The sequence below is a fragment of the Nonomuraea sp. NPDC050310 genome (genome assembly GCF_040655795.1).
In the GTDB taxonomy this organism is placed as follows: domain Bacteria; phylum Actinomycetota; class Actinomycetes; order Streptosporangiales; family Streptosporangiaceae; genus Nonomuraea.
Genome location: NZ_JBFAKP010000018.1, coordinates 144,538 through 159,918, shown reverse-complemented (window position 1 = coordinate 159,918; position 15,381 = coordinate 144,538). Strand labels below are relative to the sequence as shown.

Here is a 15,381-nt window from a genome sequence, read left to right as displayed (position 1 = left end):
GATTCCTCCCAGCTTCGTGCTGCGTCGCCTGACCCACCTGCCCTTTCCCCCGGGTACGCGGTAGCCGTACCGGCTGCGGCTCTGTTGACGTTCCATCCAACTCACGTGGGGAAATTTCGTGATCCAGGCTTCCGGCCTGCGCAAGTCGTACGGCTCGGCCGTCGCGCTCGACGGCGTCGACCTGCACGTGCGCCAGGGCGAGATCTTCGGTGTGCTCGGCCAGAGCGGCGCGGGCAAGTCGACGCTGCTGCGCTGCGTCAACCTGCTGGAGCGGCCTGACGCCGGTACGGTCACCGTCGCCGGCCAGGACCTGACCGGCCTCGGCGAGCGCGAGCTCAACCGCGCCCGGCAGCGCATCGGTATGGTCCACCAGCACTTCGCGCTGCTCAGCTCCCGCACGGTCGCGGGCAACGTGGCCTTCCCGCTGGAGGTCATGGGGGTGCCCAGGGCCGAGCGCGAGCGCCGCGTGGCCGACCTGCTGGAGCTGGTCGGGCTCGGCGGGCGAGGCAAGGACCATCCGCGCCAGTTGTCCGGCGGGCAGAAGCAGCGGGTGGGCATCGCTCGCGCGCTGGCCGGCCGGCCAGAGGTGCTGCTGTCGGACGAGGCCACCTCGGCGCTCGACCCGGCCACCACCGAGTCGATCCTGGAGCTGCTCCGCTCACTCAACCACGAGCTGGGGCTGACCATCCTGCTGATCACCCACGAGATGAACGTCGTCAAGAGCATCTGCGACTCCGCCGCCATCATGGCCGACGGCCGCATCCTGGAGCAGGGCACCATCGCGAGCCTGCTCCGCACCCCCGGCTCGCGGCTGACCAGGGAGATCTTCCCCCTGCCCGCCGCCCGCCCGGGCGAGGTCACCGTGACCTTCACCGGCGACCCCGAGGAGCCGGTCATCTCCGCGGTCGTGCGCAAGTACGACGTGGACGTGAACATCCTCGGCGGCGCGATCGAGGAGCTGGCCGCCGGTTCGGTGGGCCGGCTGCGCATCGAGCTGGCCGGCGAGGAGCGCGAGAGCGCCCTCACCTACCTGCGCGAGCGCGGGCTTTTGGTGGAGGTGGCCGCATGACCTGGGACGAGCTGATGCCGCTGCTGGCCGAGGAGACCGGCAACACCGCCCTGATGGTCGGCTGGGCCACGCTCTTCACCGTGCTCATCGGGCTGCCGCTGGGCATCAGCCTGGTGGCCCTCGACCGCGACGGGCTGCGCCCGATGCCGGCGCTCAAGGGCGTCCTCGGGCTGGTCGTCAACGTGGGGCGCTCGCTCCCGTTCATCGTGCTCATGATCGCGCTCATCCCGTTCACCCGGCTGGTGGTCGGGACCACGCTCGGCACCGCGGCCATGGTCGTGCCGCTCACCGTGGGCGCCGCGCCGTTCTTCGCCAGGCTCGTCGAGACCGCGCTGCGCGAGGTCGGCCGGGACGTGGTGCAGGCGGCGCAGGCGATGGGCGCGAGCCGGGGCCGGATCATCGCCCGGGTGCTGCTGCCCGAGGCGCTGCCCGGCCTGGTCGCGGGGCTGACGGTCACCGTCGTCGCGCTGATCGGCTACTCGGCGATGGCCGGCACGATCGGCGGCGGCGGCCTGGGTGACCTGGCCAAACGCTACGGGTATGAGCGCTTCGAGACCGGCGTGATGATCGCCACGGTGGTCGTCCTCATCATCATCGTTCAACTGATCCAGAGCGCGGGCGACCGGGTCGCCCGCCGCCTGAGCCACAAGTAAGGAAATCTCATGAAGATCCCCGCCATCGTAGGCGCTGCCGCTCTTGCCCTGTTGCTCACCGCATGCGGCTCGTCACAGCCCGAGACGACGCCGGCCGCGGCCAAGGACGGCGCCAGCCCGGCGGCCGTGCTGAAGGTCGGCGCCTCGCCGGTGCCGCACGCCGAGATCCTGACCTTCGTCAAGGACAACCTGGCCGCCAAGGCCGGCCTGAACCTGGAGATCGTGGAGTTCGGCGACTACGTGCAGCCGAACGTGCAGCTCGACGAGGGCCAGCTCGGCGCCAACTTCTTCCAGCACAAGCCCTACCTGGACGACTTCAACGCCTCCAAGGGCACCAAGCTGTCCTTCGTCACCCCGGTGCACCTGGAGCCGCTCGGCCTGTACTCCAAGAAGATCACCGACGTGAACGCGCTGGCCAGTGGAGCCACCGTGGCCGTGCCGAGCGACGCCACCAACCAGGGCCGCGCGCTCAAGCTGCTCGCCGACAACGGCGTCATCAAGCTCAAGGACGGCGTGGGCACCGCCGCCACCGAGCGGGACGTCACCGACAACCCCAAGCAGCTCACCTTCAAGCCGATCGAGGCCGCCCAGCTGCCGCGCTCGCTGGAGGACGTCGACGCCGCGGTGATCAACGGCAACTACGCGATCGAGGGCGGCCTCAAGCCGGGCTCCGACGCGCTGGTCCTGGAGAAGACCGAGGCCAACCCCTACGTCAACGGCCTGGTCGTGCAGACCGGCCACGAGAAGGACGCCGCGGTCGTCAAGCTCGGCGAGCTCCTGCGCAGCAAGGAGGTCAAGGACTTCATCGCGCAGAAGTACGCCGGCGCGGTGATCGCCGCCGAATAGGGCCGAATTTCAGCTTTCTTTCAGATAAGCTGCCTTACCTGCGGCGGGACTTCAGCGTGATCATCCGTGTTAAGTGAATGGAAAGCGTGCTGCAATCCTCGGGGCATAGGAATTGCTTGACAAATACCTCGTCCCGAGGAGAACACCAGCCATGCGATTCGTTTCACGAATCATGATCGGCGTCGCGGCTGCCACCGCGGTAGCCGTGGGCGCGCCTGTCGCGGCGAGCGCGGCGCCCTCGAGCACGTACCCCGTCGAGGCCAAATGGGGTCCGTACTCATCGCCCAGCGGCAAGTCCACCGCAGAAGGAATCGTCAAGGTGGACAAGGTCGTCGACAAGTACAAGGTCTACAAGAAGAAGTGGAAGAAGGTCCTCGTCTGCAAGAAGAAGGACGGGAAGCTCTACTGCAAGAAGGTCTGGCGCCTGGTCAAGGTGCCGGTGTGGGTGAAGAAGACCACCTACCCCTTCGTCGTGCACAGCACCCTCCACAACAAGAAGTGGTGGGGCAAGTACGGCTGTGCGTGGGAGACCTTCAAGGTCGTCGGGCTCGACGGCTCGACCTACCACAAGTCCTTCAAGAACTGCGGCAAGCACCCGAAGGAGTACTCCTTCTCCGGTAAGAACGCCGCCCACATCACCGTCGATGTGAGCCGCGGCAACCCGTTCGAGCCGAAGACCGACCACTCCGGTTTCAAGGACGTCTACCACGCCTGACCGGAAACAACGCCGAAGCCGTGATCCCGTTTAGGGATCACGGCTTCGCCGTATCTGTGCTTCATGAGAACAATGCTGGCGGTGTGGCTCCTGATGATGCCGCAGCCGCCTGTGGCGCGTGCTGTTCAGCAAAGCGAGGAAATCGTCTCGCCCGGCGTTTTCGTCCGGCGCGGCGAGCGCGAGGAGGCCGTCTGGACCGGGCCCGAGCGCCGGTTGCCGTTCGCCGCCGACGAGATCGTGCCGTCCTGGACCGCCGACACCCCGCCCGGCACGCGGCTGCGGGTGGAGCTGAAGGTGCCCGGCTCGCGGTGGTACGTCCTGGGCCGCTGGTCCTATCACGGGCCGCGCACCACCGTGGCGGGCCAGTCCGACGCGCACGGCCGGGTCCGGGCCGACGTGTTCAGCGCCCGCCGGCCGGTCACCTCCTACCGGTTGCGCGTCACGCTGAGCAGGCCGTACGGCTCCGCCGTACAGCCGGTGGTCAGGACGCTGGGCGCGGTGGCCTCGGCGCGCGGGGTGGCGTCGGCGGAGCGGGGCGGCCAGGCGTGGGGGCGGGAACTGGCGGTGCCGCGCAAGTCGCAACTCGCCCACGCCGGGCACGGCGGCCGCGGCTGGTGCAGCCCGACCGCGACCGCGATGGTGCTGCACTACTGGCGCAAGGGCCCGCCGCCCGCCGAGCTCGCCTGGGTGGCGGCCGGCGACCCCGACCCCCGGGTCGACCACGCGGCCCGGCATACCTACGACCGCGGCTACCGGGGGACCGGGAACTGGGCGTTCAACACCGCCTACGCCGGCCGGTTCGGGCTCGACGCGCGGGTCGAGCGCTTCACCTCGCTGGCCGCGCTGGAGCGGCTGATCGTGCAGGGCGTCCCGCCGGTGGTCTCGCTCGCCTTCAGCCGGGACGAGCTCGGTTACGGCAGCGAGGGGCACCTCATGGTCGTCACCGGCTTCACCCGGAACGGCAAGGTGATCGTGAACGACCCGGCCGCCTCCGGCGTGCGCGCGGTCTATCCGCGGGCCGCCTTCGAGCGGGCGTGGCTGCGCGCGAGCACCGGAACCACTTACGTGATCCGGCCCTAACAGAATACTGTTCGGTCATGTACCCCGGAGCCATCGCAGCCGTGACCCCCGACAAGCCCGCTGTGATCCTGGCGGGTTCCGGCGAGGTCGTCACCTACCGCCGGCTGGACGAGGAGTCCAACCGGCTGGCCCAGCTCTTCCGCGCCAACGGCCTCAAACCGGGCGACCACATCGCCTTCATGCTCGGCAACCACCCGCTCTTCCTGGTGATCGCCTGGGCGGCGCACCGGTCGGGCCTGTACTACACCGCGATCAGCCCCCGCCTCCAGGCCGAGGAACTGGCCTACATCGTCGAGAACTGCGAGGCCCGTGCCTTCATCACCTCGGCGGACCTGGCCGAGGTCGCCGCCGCCGTGCCCGAGGTCGAGCTCCGGCTCATGATCGACGGGGTGGCCGAGGGCTACTCCTCCTACGAGGAGGCGGTCGCCGCCCAGCCGGCCATGCCGATCCCGGACGAGTGCCAGGGCGCGGACATGCTCTACTCCTCCGGGACCACCGGGCGGCCGAAGGGCGTCAAACCCGCCCTCTCACGGGCCGAGATGAGCGAGCCCGGGGTGCTCCTGCAGCTCATCCAGTTTCTGTTCGCGCCCTCGGCCGACAGCGTCTACCTCTCGCCGGCGCCGCTCTACCACGCCGCCCCGCTGCGGTACTGCATGGCCTTCCAGAAGCTCGGGGCCACCGTCGTGGTCATGGAGAAGTTCGAGCCGGAGGCCTACCTCGCCGCCGTGGAGCGCTACCGGGCCACGCACAGCCAGCTCGTGCCGACCATGTTCATCAAGATGCTCAAGCTGCCGGAGGAGCGGCGGGCCAAGTACGACCTGTCCTCGCTGCAGTGCGCCGTGCACGCCGCCGCGCCCTGCCCGGTGCCGGTCAAGCAGCAGATGCTCGACTGGTGGGGCCCGATCGTGCACGAGTACTACGCCGGCACCGAGGGCAACGGCTTCCTGTACGTCAGCCCGGCCGACTGGCTCGCCCACCCCGGCACGGTCGGCCGCGCGTTGCTCGGCAAGGTGCACATCCTCGACGAGGACGGCAACGACGTGCCCCCGCGCACCCACGGCACCGTCTTCTTCGCCGACGGGCCCCGCTTCGAGTACCACGGCGACCCGGACAAGACGCGCGCCGCCCAGGACCCCCGGGGACGCGGGTGGACGACGCTCGGCGACATCGGCTACCTGGACGAGGAAGGCTTCCTCTACCTCACCGACCGGCGCAGCTACATGATCATCTCCGGTGGGGTGAACATCTACCCGCAGGAGGCCGAGAACGTGCTCGCCGTCCACCCCCTCGTCGCCGACGTCGCCGTCTTCGGCATCCCGGACGAGGAGATGGGCGAGCAGGTCAAGGCGGTCGTCCAGCCGGTGGACCCGGACCAGGCGGGGCCGGTGCTGGAGGCCGAACTGATCGAGTACTGCCGGTCGAAGCTGGCGCACTACAAGTGCCCCAAATCCATCGACTTCCGGGACGAACTGCCGCGCCATCCCACCGGCAAGCTCTACAAGCGGCTGCTCCGGGACGAGTACTGGGCCTGAGCCGACGCCTCCCGGGTAGGGGGTGCGTATGAAGCTGATGGATCGTTTGCGCAGATATCTCCAGAGCCCCCAGGGCCGCCGGCAGGTGGAGCAGGTGAAGCGGGCGGCTCGCGACCCGAGGAACCAGGCGAGGGTCCGCGGCTGGTTCAGCAGGTTGCGACGCCGCTGACGCGAAGTCCGTGCCCCCGGATTTCCGGCGGAGGACCACGTCCCGAGCAGGGCGGATAAGCCGTCCGTCAGCCGGACGGGCCCGGGACGATCACCGGCTTAAGCAGCTCTTACGCGGGTGTTGGCACTCTTGAGTCATCGGGACTTGAGGGAGTAGACAATGAACGCGAACGAGCCGCGCGAGCCGGGCAACGAGGACCGCACCGAACAACTGCCGGCGGCGGGTGGTGGCTGGACCCAGTTCGGCGCCACCCCGCCCGCGGCGGGCGGGTTCGGACGCACTGACAACACCACCCCGGCCGGGCCCGCGGGTCCGCCCCCGGCCGGTCCCACCCGGACGCCGGGGTTCGCCGCGCCGCCCGCGGCGGACACGCTGATCCAGCCGCTGCCCGGGGCGGCCTTCGAGCAGCAGCCGCCGTTCGGCGCCGACCAGCCCAAGCCCAAGCGCGCCGCCTTCAGCGCCGGCCAGAAGGCGATCGCCGGTCTGGCGCTGGCCGCCATGGCCCTCGGCGGCGGCGCGGCCGGGGCGGCGATCGCCACCAGCACGGTGACCGCCAACCGCCCGGCGGCCGAGAGCCCGGTGTTCAAGCAGGCCAGCACCTCCCTGACCGTCGCCGACGTGGCCCAGAAGGTGCAGCCGTCCGTGGTCACCATCGAGGGCCGCACCGGCTCCGGCTCGGGCGTGGTGCTCTCGGCCGACGGCCTGATCCTCACCAACAACCACGTCGTCCAGGGCGCGGGCGGCGACGGCATGACGGTCAAGTTCAGCGACGGCAAGACCGCCAAGGCCACCGTCGTCGGCACCGACCCCAGCACCGACATCGCGGTGATCAGGGCGGCGGACGTCTCCGGCCTGCAGCCGGCCGCCCTCGGCGACAGCGACAAGCTGCGGGTGGGCGACCCGGTGCTGGCGATCGGCAGCCCGCTCGGCCTCGACGGCTCGGTGAGCGCGGGCATCGTCAGCGCCAAGGACCGCACCTTCAGCGTCGGCGACGACGCGCCGCAGGAGCAGTTCCCGTGGGGCAACCCGCAGCAGTCCCAGCAGCAGAGCAGCCGGACGACCATCGCCGGGGCCATCCAGACCGACGCGGCCATCAACTCCGGCAACTCGGGCGGCGCGCTGGTCAACGCCGCGGGCCAGGTGATCGGCATCAACACCGCCATCGCCACCGCGGGCAGCAACGGCAACATCGGCGTCGGCTTCGCCGTCCCGATCAACACCGCCAAGAAGGTCGCCGACGAGCTGATCACCTCGGGCAAGGTCAAGCACGCCTACCTCGGGGTCAGCGTCACCGACGCCACCGGGGACGTGCCCGGCGCGCTCATCCGCCAGGTCCTGAAGGACAGCCCCGCCGCGGAGGCCGGACTGCAGGAAGGGGACCTCATCACCAAAATCGGCGACAAGCCGGTCCAGGACGGCGATACGGTGGTAGGAGCGGTAAGAGGTTTCAAAGTCGGCGAGAAGGTCAAGATCACATATATGAGGGACGGCCAGAGCCACGACGTGGAGGTCACCCTCAAGGAGAAGACCCAGTAGAGAATTCCCCCTCGCTGAACGGGTGTGCCGTCGAGATCGCTGCGGACTCGGCGGCACACCCCCCCTTTGTTCAGCTGAAGCGGCGGCCCTCGTCGCGCCGGTAGGCCCAGGCGGCCAGCGCCCCCAGCACCACGGTCCAGACGCCGAGCATGATGATCGGCAGCCAGTCGACCGGGAAGTCGGTGGTCGCCGCCCAGATGAGCTGCACCGCCCCCCGGCTCGGCACGTACGGCGAGACCGCCGCGATGAAGGCCGGCATGTGCGTCGGATCGCCCATCAGCCCGCCGAGCACCGCGATCGGAAAGAACAGCACCTGTGCCACCCCGATCGCCGCCTTCGACGGCAGCAGGTACCCGACCGTCAGGCCCATCAGCACGAACGGCACCGTCGCCAGCAGCGCCGCCACCAGGCCGAGCAGCAACCGCAGCGGCGGCACGGAGGCGTCGGTGAGCGCGCCGGCGATGATCAGCACCGGCAGCATCGCCAGCAACGAGATCAACGCGTTCGCGATCAGCCGGGCGGCCAGCCGGGGCCCCGGACCGGCGGGCAGCGTGCGCAGGTAGGGGTCCCACGGCAGCTCGCGGTCGGAGGCCACGCCGATGCCCAGGCCCATCAGCGACATCGACATCAGCGTGAACAGCAGCATCGACCCGGTCGCCATGGTCGCCTGAAGCTGGCCGGAGACGTTCGGGACCACGAAGGCCAGCATCGCTGCCGACGGGAAGAACGCGCTGGCCACCAGGCCGATCGGGACGCGCAACTGCTCCAGGATCTGCACCCGGGTGTGCGCCATGACCAGGCTATACATGGCTCGCCTCCGTCGTGGTGATGGCCAGGAAGGCCTCTTCGAGCGAGGTCGGGGCGACCTCCAGGTCGCTGAACGGCGCGCCGCTGCGCACCAGGGCGGTGACCAGGGCGTCGGAGTCGCTGGTCACCAGGTGCACGCGGCCGTTCTGGTGCTCGACGTCGAGCACGCCCGGCAGCTCGGGCAGGGCCGGGGTGCGGAGTGAGACCTTCTTCACCCCGACGATGCCCCGGATCGCCTGGACGGTGTCGTCGGCCAGCACCCGGCCGCCGCCGATCACCACCACGCGTTCCGCCAGCGCCTCGATCTCCTCCAGGTAGTGGCTGGTCAGCAGCACGGTCCCGCCGGAGGCGTGGAAGGCGCGGATGCCGTCCCACAGCGCGCGGCGGGCCTCCACGTCGAGCCCGGTGGTGGGCTCGTCGAGGAAGACCAGGCGCGGATCGCCGACGAAGGCCAGGGCGACGCCGAGGCGCCTGCGCTGGCCGCCGGACAACGAGCCGACCTGCCTGCGGACCAGGCCGTCGAGGCCGAAGCGGCCCAGGAGCTCGTCCTTGGCGACGGCGGCGGGGTAGTGGCGGGCCACGAAGTCGACGATCTCGCCGACGCGCAGCGAGCTGGGCAGGCCGGTCTCCTGCGGGGTGACGCCGATGCCTCGCCGTACCCGGGGGTCGGCGGGGGAGCCGCCCAGGACCTCGACCGTGCCGCTGGTCGGGCGGCGCAGGCCCACCAGCAGGTTGATCAGCGTGGACTTGCCGGCGCCGTTGGGACCGAGCAGGCCCACGAGTTCGCCCTGCCGTACCTCCAGGGAGACCCCGTCCAGGGCGAGCACGTCCCCGTAGCGCCTGGTCACCTCGACGGTCTTCACTAATGCCGTCATGTCAGTCCTTCCCCGTGTCGAGCAGCGCGCGCAGCGCCGCGTTGTACTCCTCGAAGGCGAGCCGCCCGCGCCTGCTCAGGCAGACGTAGGTGACCGGAGTACGGCCCTTGTGGGTCTTCTCGATCTCGACGTAGCCGGCTTCCTCCAGCTTGGTGAGGTGCACCGAGAGGTTGCCCGCGGTCATGCCCAGGACGTCCTTCAGGCTCGGGAAGGCGAGGTGGTCGCCGTCGGCGAGCTTGCTCAGCGTGACCATCACGCGCAGCCTGGCCTGCGCGTGGATCACCGGGTCGAGGTCCGGGAGCTGCGCCGTCATGGGCGGTGCCTGCCGAGGACCCCGATGGTGATGAACGCACCGCCCAGCAGGAGGGAGAAGAGCAGCCACGCGATGCCCGGGCCGGCGATGGCGCCCACCGAGACGACGACCGCGGTCCAGGCACCGAGGAAGAACATCCGCTGGTCGCCCCAGACCGCCGAGCCCGCCATGTAGAGCACCGCGACCAGCACCAGGGTGAGGCAGGTGTAGAACAGCCCGATCTCGGCCGGCGGCAGCAGCGGGCCGAAGCGGGAGGCGGCGGCCATCGCCGTGGGGTAGGAGATGCCCCACGCCATGCCGAACATCGCCGACTTCCGCGCCGACCTGCCCTTGACCCGCAGGCTCGACCGGGTCATGCCGTAGAACATCACCCCGAAGGCGAGCAACTGCAGGGCCAGCAGGACCGCCAGGGCCCACCCCCACGGGATCGGCAGGATCGGCGTCCCGTCCAGCCCGTAGGACAGGAAGAACAGGCCGTAACCGACCAGCCAGGAGACTCCCCAGGGGGTGTAGGTGAACAAGGGGTTCGGCACCAGCCGGTGAATGGTGGCGGCCTCTTGCTGGCGGATGAGGCTGAGGCTCTCCTCGGGCGTCATCCGGGCTTCGTCTTCCATTGTCGACCCTCCAAACTAGTTTGTATCTTAAACCAGCTTGCCGGGCCAACTCCACCCCTGAACGGGTCCGGATTTATCGGAGCAAGTCCTCCAGAGCCTCCGGCAGGCTCGGCTGCCGGAACTCGAACCCCGCCGCGGCCAGCCTCGCGGGCACGCACCGGCGGCCGGTCAACGCCAGCGCCGGGTCCGTCCGCAGCACCAGCGCCCCCAGCTTGACCAGGAACTCCGGCGTCGGCGGGCTGGCCGGCCGGCGCACCGCCCGGCGGAAGGCGGCCATCAGCTCGGCGTTGCGCACCGGCTCAGGGCTGGTCACGTGCAGCACGCCCGACAGCTCCGGGTCCTCGGCCGTCCGGCGGACCACCGCGAGGAAGTCGTCGATGTGCAGCCAGCTCACCCACTGCCGCCCGCTGCCCACCCGGCCGCCCAGCCCCCACCGGGCCAGCCCGGCCAGCCGGTTCAGCGCCGGGGTGTCGCGGTCGAACACCACAGCCGTGCGCAGCACCGCCTGCCGCCCGCGCGGCGCCCCCTCGGCCGCCGCCTCCCACGCCCTGGCCACCCCCGCCATCTGCGGCGGGCCCGCGGCCGGCGGCGCCTCCTCGGTCAGGACGGCTTCGCCCGCGTCGCCGTAGATCGCCAGCGTGCTGAGCTGGATCCACACCGCCGGCGGAGCCTCGGCCGCCGCCTCGGCGAGCTTCCGCGTCGGCTCGACCCTGGAGCGGGTCAGCAGCTCGATGTTCGCCGGCGTCGGGCGGCGGTCCACGAGCTCGCCCGCCAGGTTCACCAGCACCGCGCCGCCCAGCTCCTCGGCCAGGCCGGCCCGGTCCCACCCGATCGTCCGGTACGGCCCGCGGCCGTCCGGCCGCCTGGACACCACGACCACCTCGTGGCCGTGCGCGGTGAGATCCTTCGACAGGCTTCGCCCCAGAGCGCCGGTGCCACCGGCGAGCACGAACTTCATGCTTCGAGTATCACGACGCAACCACCCCCACCCCCCCACCGGCACCCTCCCCGGCGCCGCTCTCCTCCTTGCGGCCGGTCAAGCCGTACTTTCGCCCGATCCGCGCCCCTGCCCGGCCTGTCTAACCTCGTCGCTCATGACCCGGATCGCCACCCTCGACGTGCTGCGCGGCTTCGCCCTCTGCGGGATCCTGCCGGCCAACCTCGTCCCGATCGCCCAGGTGCCCCCGCCGCCGGACGGCGTCGCGCTCAACCTCCTCGTGGACCAGCGCTTCTTCCCGATCTTCGCCTTCCTCTTCGGCGTCGGCTTCACCTTGTTCCTCGACGGCTCCGCGCGACGTCACCCGCGCCCGCGGCTCCTCCTGGTCCGGCGGCTGGCCGCGCTGGCGGTGCTCGGCGCGCTCCATCATCTCGGGCAGCCGGGCGAGGCGCTGCTGCCGTACGCGGTCTGCGGGCTCGTCGTGCTCCTGCCCGCCTCCTACCTGCCCCGCGCCGTGGCCCTCGCCGCCGGCCTGGCCGCGACCGCGGCCTCGCTGGCCGTCACGCAGGGCGGGATCGGGCTGATCCCGGGGATGTTCCTGCTCGGCCTGGCCGCCAGCCGGTACGGCCTGCCGTACCGGCTCGACAGCCTGGGCCGGCCTCTGGCGGTGGCGTTCGCCCTCTTCCTGGCCGCGGCCGTGCCCGCCGTGGCGTGGCAATGGAGCGAGGTCGAGCTCACCGGCTTCAGCCTGTCGGGCGCGGTGGCCGGACTGCTGATGGCGGGCGCCTACGTGACCGGGCTGGCTCTCCTGATGCGCACCCGGCTCGCCCCCGGCCTGGAGGCGGTGTTCGCGCCGCTCGGACGGCTGGCGCTGACCAACTACCTGGGCGCCACGCTGCTCGTCCTCGGCGCCGCCCGCCTGGCCGGCCTCGCCACCTGGGGGCACGTCCTCGGCCTGGCCGCTCTGGTGCTGGCCGTGCAGTGGCTCTTCAGCGTGCTGTGGCTCAGATCCTTCCCGGCCGGGCCGCTCGAATGGTGCTGGCGCCGGGTCACCTGGTGGGGCCGCCCACTTACGCACCGGCCGGCGAGCGAGGTGCGTGGCTAGTGTTCAATGCAGGTAGTCGACTAGGTGAGTAGGTGGAGTCCGGTGCATCCCTTCCGCGCGGCCGTCGAGGCCCGAGACGGTGCGGCCCTTGAGGCGTTGCTGGCCGAGGACGTGGTTTTCACCAGTCCCGTGGCCTTCAAGCCCTACCCCGGCAAGGCGATCACCGCCGCCATCCTGCGCGGGGTGCTGCGGGTGTTCGAGGACTTCGAGTACGTGCGCGAGATCGGTGACGGGGCCGACCACGCGCTGGTGTTCACCGCCACGGTCAACGGCAAGCGGATCCACGGGTGCGACTTCCTGCACGTCAACGAGGACGGCCTGATCGACGACCTCACCGTGATGGTGAGGCCGCTCTCCGGGGCGCAGGCTCTGGCGGAGGCGATGGGCGCCCAGTTCGACCGCATCCAGCAGGAAGCCCTCTCCTCGTCCTGAGGGGACGGGGTCGCGGCTAGCCGAAGGCCCGACCGATGACCTCGGTGGCCAGCAGCTTGCTCCACGGCCGGACGAGCCCGCGCAGCTCGGTGCAGGCGTCCTCGCCCAGTGCCTCGTAGGGGCGGGCCGAGCGCCGATCGGTGAGGTCTTCGATCTCCTGGCGGACCCGGGCCCCTTCCGGGGTGAGGTGCGGCTCGCTCCCGGAAGCAGCCGGGCTCAGCAGGCCACGTGCCCGCAAGCCGTCCAGCGCCTCCGCCCACCGCTGGGCCGTCCACCCGCGGCTGAGGCGGAGCACCTCGGCCGGTGGACCGCCGGCGGCCGCGTGCGTGACGAGCGACTCGATCCCGTTGAGGCCTGCCGTCAGGAGCGCGGCGAGGTGCGCGTCGCCGCGGTACTCCCGCAGCAACGTCTGCGCCTGCCAGAGCACCAGGTGGGGCGCGTCCGCCCAGGGAAGCGCCGCATGCGCGGCGTACAGCGGCCGGGCCACGGAATCGTCCCCGATGGCCTCGGCCGCCTGCCGGGCGAGCGTCGCGGCGCGCGCCATCTCGGCCGAGGCCACCGCCTCGCCCAGGACCCGCCGCAAGGTGGCGTCGACCGCCCCCAGCCGCGCGGCGAGGAGCTGCTCGGGGCCGGCGATGCCCCACGCGGCGGGTATCGCCTGCCGTACGAGCTCGGGGTTGAAGTTCGCGAACGTCGCGACGACCACCTCGGCCGAGACCGCGCCCATGGCGGCGGACCGGGAGGCGAAGTAGCCCATCCGCCCGCTCAGCCCGAGGTCGCGATAGGCGGCCTCCGCCTCGGGGGAGAAGTAGATCATCCCGTGGTACGGCTCCAGCGTGCGCCAGGTCTTGCGTGCGAGCGTCATGGGGTGAAGATACCGACCAGTAGGTATGGTGTCCATGCCGGCAGGCACTCCAGCGCGCGGACTCACCGCTGCAGGAAGCCGCCCACGACCATCGGCAGCGACGCGTCCAGCCCGGCGAGGTTCAGCACGCCGTCGTCCTCGGGATCGGCGATCGTGAGGCCGTTGGCGGCCAGGGACGCCACCACGACCCGCGCGTGTCCGGCCAGCGTCCGGCGGTAGGCGGTCAGGGCCTGGGAGGCGTGCCTGTGCCCGGCCCAGGTCTCGCTGTCGGTGAAGACCACGATGCCGTCCACCTCCATCCGCTCCTGCTGGGCCCACGAGAACGGCAGGCTGAGGTCGGTGCCGCCGCCCGAGGGGGTCCAGGAGGCGATCTCGCGCAGGTTCGTGCGCGGCGTCACCCTGGAGGCGTGCACCTGGGTGTCCACCTCGATCACGTGGGCGTTGCCGCCCTCGATCCGGCTGAGCATGACCGCCATCGCGCACCCCACCTCGTACGGCGAGCCGATGGGCGAGCCGCCGGCGTGCAGGTTCGCCCAGGTCATGGACCCGGAGGAGTCCACGGCGATCAGCAGCCGCTTGCCGGACGGCGCGACCGCGCCGAAGGCGAGCTCGTAGGTCTCCTCCAAGGCGTCGCGGATCGCCGGGACCGGCTGCCACGTCTGGACGGTGGCCCGCGGGCTCGGCTGCGATCGGCCGGAGCCGTACACCCGCAGCGCGAGCCACGCGTCCATCGGGTGGATGCGCGCCTTGCTGATCGCGTCCGCGTCGGTGAGCCGCGACACCGCGCGGCTGGTGGCGTCGCCCATCGGCTTCAGCGCACCGATGCGGGTCATGCGGGCCAGGTTCCGGATCAGGGCGGTCATGCCGATCGTGTCGACCAGCGCCTCCCAGACCGCGGGCTCCTTCAGCATGGCGTCCGGGAGGAACTCCCACGGCACCCGCGCCTCGGTGACCACCCGGACCGCCTGCTCGACGGTGGTGACCGCCTTCGCGGTCAGGAACCGGTCGACGGCCGGGAGCTCGTCGCGGGCCTCGTCGTCGGAGACGTTCCCGGCGATCCAGCCGAAGAGCGCCTTGCGCTGGGCGGTGTCGGCGACCGGGTGCGCGATGCGGAGCACGTCCCGCAGGTCGAACGCCTCGCCCTGCGGCGTCTTCCGCTGCCGGGCCTTGACCGCCTTGAACGCCACCGCGTCGGGCTCGCCGGACAGGAACCAGGAGCCGAGCGCCGTGCGCAGGCTGCGGCCGGCGCGCGGCGCGGTACCGCCGCGCGGCGACGGCTTGCCGCCGAGGTTCTTGTAGTAGCCGAAGAACTGGGCCAGGTGGTCGGTCGTCCGTGCCACCTTCGCCAGCACCGCCTTGGCCGCCTGCCGGGTGCCGGCGTCGCCCTGGGCGTAGGCGGCGGCGAGCGCGAACAGGGCGGGGCGCTGCTTCGGCGCGCGGGGCGGCCGGGCGGTGGAGACGGCGGTGACCAGCTCCACGACCCGCACGCCGTCCTCGCGGATGGCCTGGAACAGGGTGCCCGCGTTGTCGGCGGTCAGCCGGTCCTGGCCGAGGTAGTACGTGCCGCCGGCGGTGCCGAGGATGAGGAAGTCCTCGACCTGCTGCCACAGGTCCTTGGCGAAGACGTAGCCGCCCGCGTTGTCGCGCACCTGCTCGTGCTCGCGGCCGGGGATCGGCTGCGACTGCGGGGTGGCGCTCGCGGAGAGCGCGGCGAGAGGATCGGTGCGGGCCATCAGGTACACCTCCATACGTCACGGTCCGACCCGCCCGTGGCGGGTCTGGTCGTCAGTCCTGCCGGAGGCGCGGATGTGGGGATACCGACCGGTCGTGAGA

At 71.3% G+C, this 15,381-nt stretch carries 16 protein-coding genes; 9 read left to right on the top strand and 7 right to left on the bottom strand.

Annotation, left to right across the window (positions count from 1 at the left end; genetic code table 11):
• The first annotated feature begins 118 nt into the window (after nt 1-118).
• The 7 genes from AB0I67_RS32250 to AB0I67_RS32220 all read left to right on the top strand — a co-directional run bounded on the left by AB0I67_RS32250 (nt 119) and on the right by AB0I67_RS32220 (nt 7,600).
• Complete coding sequence (locus tag AB0I67_RS32250; RefSeq protein WP_357931212.1) at nt 119-1,069, top strand: ATP-binding cassette domain-containing protein; 951 nt, start codon at nt 119-121, stop codon at nt 1,067-1,069.
• Nucleotides 1,066-1,722 (top strand): methionine ABC transporter permease, encoded by a 657-nt coding sequence (locus tag AB0I67_RS32245; protein ID WP_357931209.1) that lies wholly within the window; start codon nt 1,066-1,068, stop codon nt 1,720-1,722. Before AB0I67_RS32250 ends, AB0I67_RS32245 begins: the two co-directional genes overlap by 4 nt.
• Nucleotides 1,723-1,731: 9 nt before the next feature.
• Nucleotides 1,732-2,568 (top strand): MetQ/NlpA family ABC transporter substrate-binding protein, encoded by an 837-nt coding sequence (locus tag AB0I67_RS32240; RefSeq protein ID WP_357931207.1) that lies wholly within the window; start codon nt 1,732-1,734, stop codon nt 2,566-2,568.
• A 151-nt stretch (nt 2,569-2,719) separates the two neighbouring features.
• A complete protein-coding gene (locus AB0I67_RS32235; protein WP_357931204.1) occupies nt 2,720-3,283 on the top strand; it encodes a hypothetical protein in 564 nt (187 codons plus the stop codon).
• 63 nt (nt 3,284-3,346) lie between these two features.
• The gene (locus AB0I67_RS32230) at nt 3,347-4,363 is read left to right on the top strand and encodes a C39 family peptidase (protein WP_357931202.1); all 1,017 of its coding nucleotides are present in this window, start codon (nt 3,347-3,349) and stop codon (nt 4,361-4,363) included.
• A gap of 17 nt (nt 4,364-4,380) precedes the next feature.
• The gene (locus AB0I67_RS32225) at nt 4,381-5,895 is read left to right on the top strand and encodes an acyl-CoA synthetase (RefSeq protein ID WP_357931199.1); all 1,515 of its coding nucleotides are present in this window, start codon (nt 4,381-4,383) and stop codon (nt 5,893-5,895) included.
• Between the two features lie 328 nt (nt 5,896-6,223).
• A complete protein-coding gene (locus AB0I67_RS32220) occupies nt 6,224-7,600 on the top strand; it encodes a trypsin-like peptidase domain-containing protein (RefSeq protein ID WP_357931197.1) in 1,377 nt (458 codons plus the stop codon).
• A gap of 70 nt (nt 7,601-7,670) precedes the next feature.
• Here AB0I67_RS32220 and AB0I67_RS32215 read toward each other — a convergent pair whose 3' ends face one another.
• The 5 genes from AB0I67_RS32215 to AB0I67_RS32195 form a co-directional block, all read right to left on the bottom strand.
• A complete protein-coding gene (locus AB0I67_RS32215; protein WP_357931195.1) occupies nt 7,671-8,408 on the bottom strand; it encodes an ABC transporter permease in 738 nt (245 codons plus the stop codon).
• Complete coding sequence (locus tag AB0I67_RS32210) at nt 8,401-9,282, bottom strand: ABC transporter ATP-binding protein (RefSeq protein ID WP_357931192.1); 882 nt, start codon at nt 9,280-9,282, stop codon at nt 8,401-8,403. Before AB0I67_RS32210 ends, AB0I67_RS32215 begins: the two co-directional genes overlap by 8 nt.
• 1 nt (nt 9,283) lies before the next feature.
• Nucleotides 9,284-9,595 (bottom strand): transcriptional regulator, encoded by a 312-nt coding sequence (locus AB0I67_RS32205; protein WP_357931190.1) that lies wholly within the window; start codon nt 9,593-9,595, stop codon nt 9,284-9,286.
• The gene (locus AB0I67_RS32200; protein ID WP_357931188.1) at nt 9,592-10,209 is read right to left on the bottom strand and encodes a hypothetical protein; all 618 of its coding nucleotides are present in this window, start codon (nt 10,207-10,209) and stop codon (nt 9,592-9,594) included. Before AB0I67_RS32200 ends, AB0I67_RS32205 begins: the two co-directional genes overlap by 4 nt.
• A 73-nt stretch (nt 10,210-10,282) precedes the next feature.
• A complete protein-coding gene (locus AB0I67_RS32195; RefSeq protein ID WP_357931186.1) occupies nt 10,283-11,167 on the bottom strand; it encodes a TIGR01777 family oxidoreductase in 885 nt (294 codons plus the stop codon).
• 136 nt (nt 11,168-11,303) lie between these two features.
• On the opposite strand from AB0I67_RS32195, the gene AB0I67_RS32190 reads away from it, so the two are divergent.
• Entirely contained in the window at nt 11,304-12,251 is a 948-nt protein-coding gene (locus tag AB0I67_RS32190; protein WP_357931183.1) for a DUF418 domain-containing protein, read from the top strand.
• A 42-nt stretch (nt 12,252-12,293) separates the two neighbouring features.
• Entirely contained in the window at nt 12,294-12,683 is a 390-nt protein-coding gene (locus AB0I67_RS32185; RefSeq protein WP_357931182.1) for a nuclear transport factor 2 family protein, read from the top strand.
• A 16-nt stretch (nt 12,684-12,699) separates the two neighbouring features.
• Here the strand turns inward: AB0I67_RS32185 and AB0I67_RS32180 are convergent, their stop codons facing one another.
• On the bottom strand, nt 12,700-13,548 hold the full coding sequence (locus tag AB0I67_RS32180; RefSeq protein ID WP_357931179.1) for a hypothetical protein: 849 nt from the start codon (nt 13,546-13,548) through the stop codon (nt 12,700-12,702).
• Between the two features lie 62 nt (nt 13,549-13,610).
• Nucleotides 13,611-15,281 (bottom strand): TROVE domain-containing protein, encoded by a 1,671-nt coding sequence (locus AB0I67_RS32175; protein ID WP_357931178.1) that lies wholly within the window; start codon nt 15,279-15,281, stop codon nt 13,611-13,613.
• Nucleotides 15,282-15,381 lie beyond the last annotated feature (100 nt).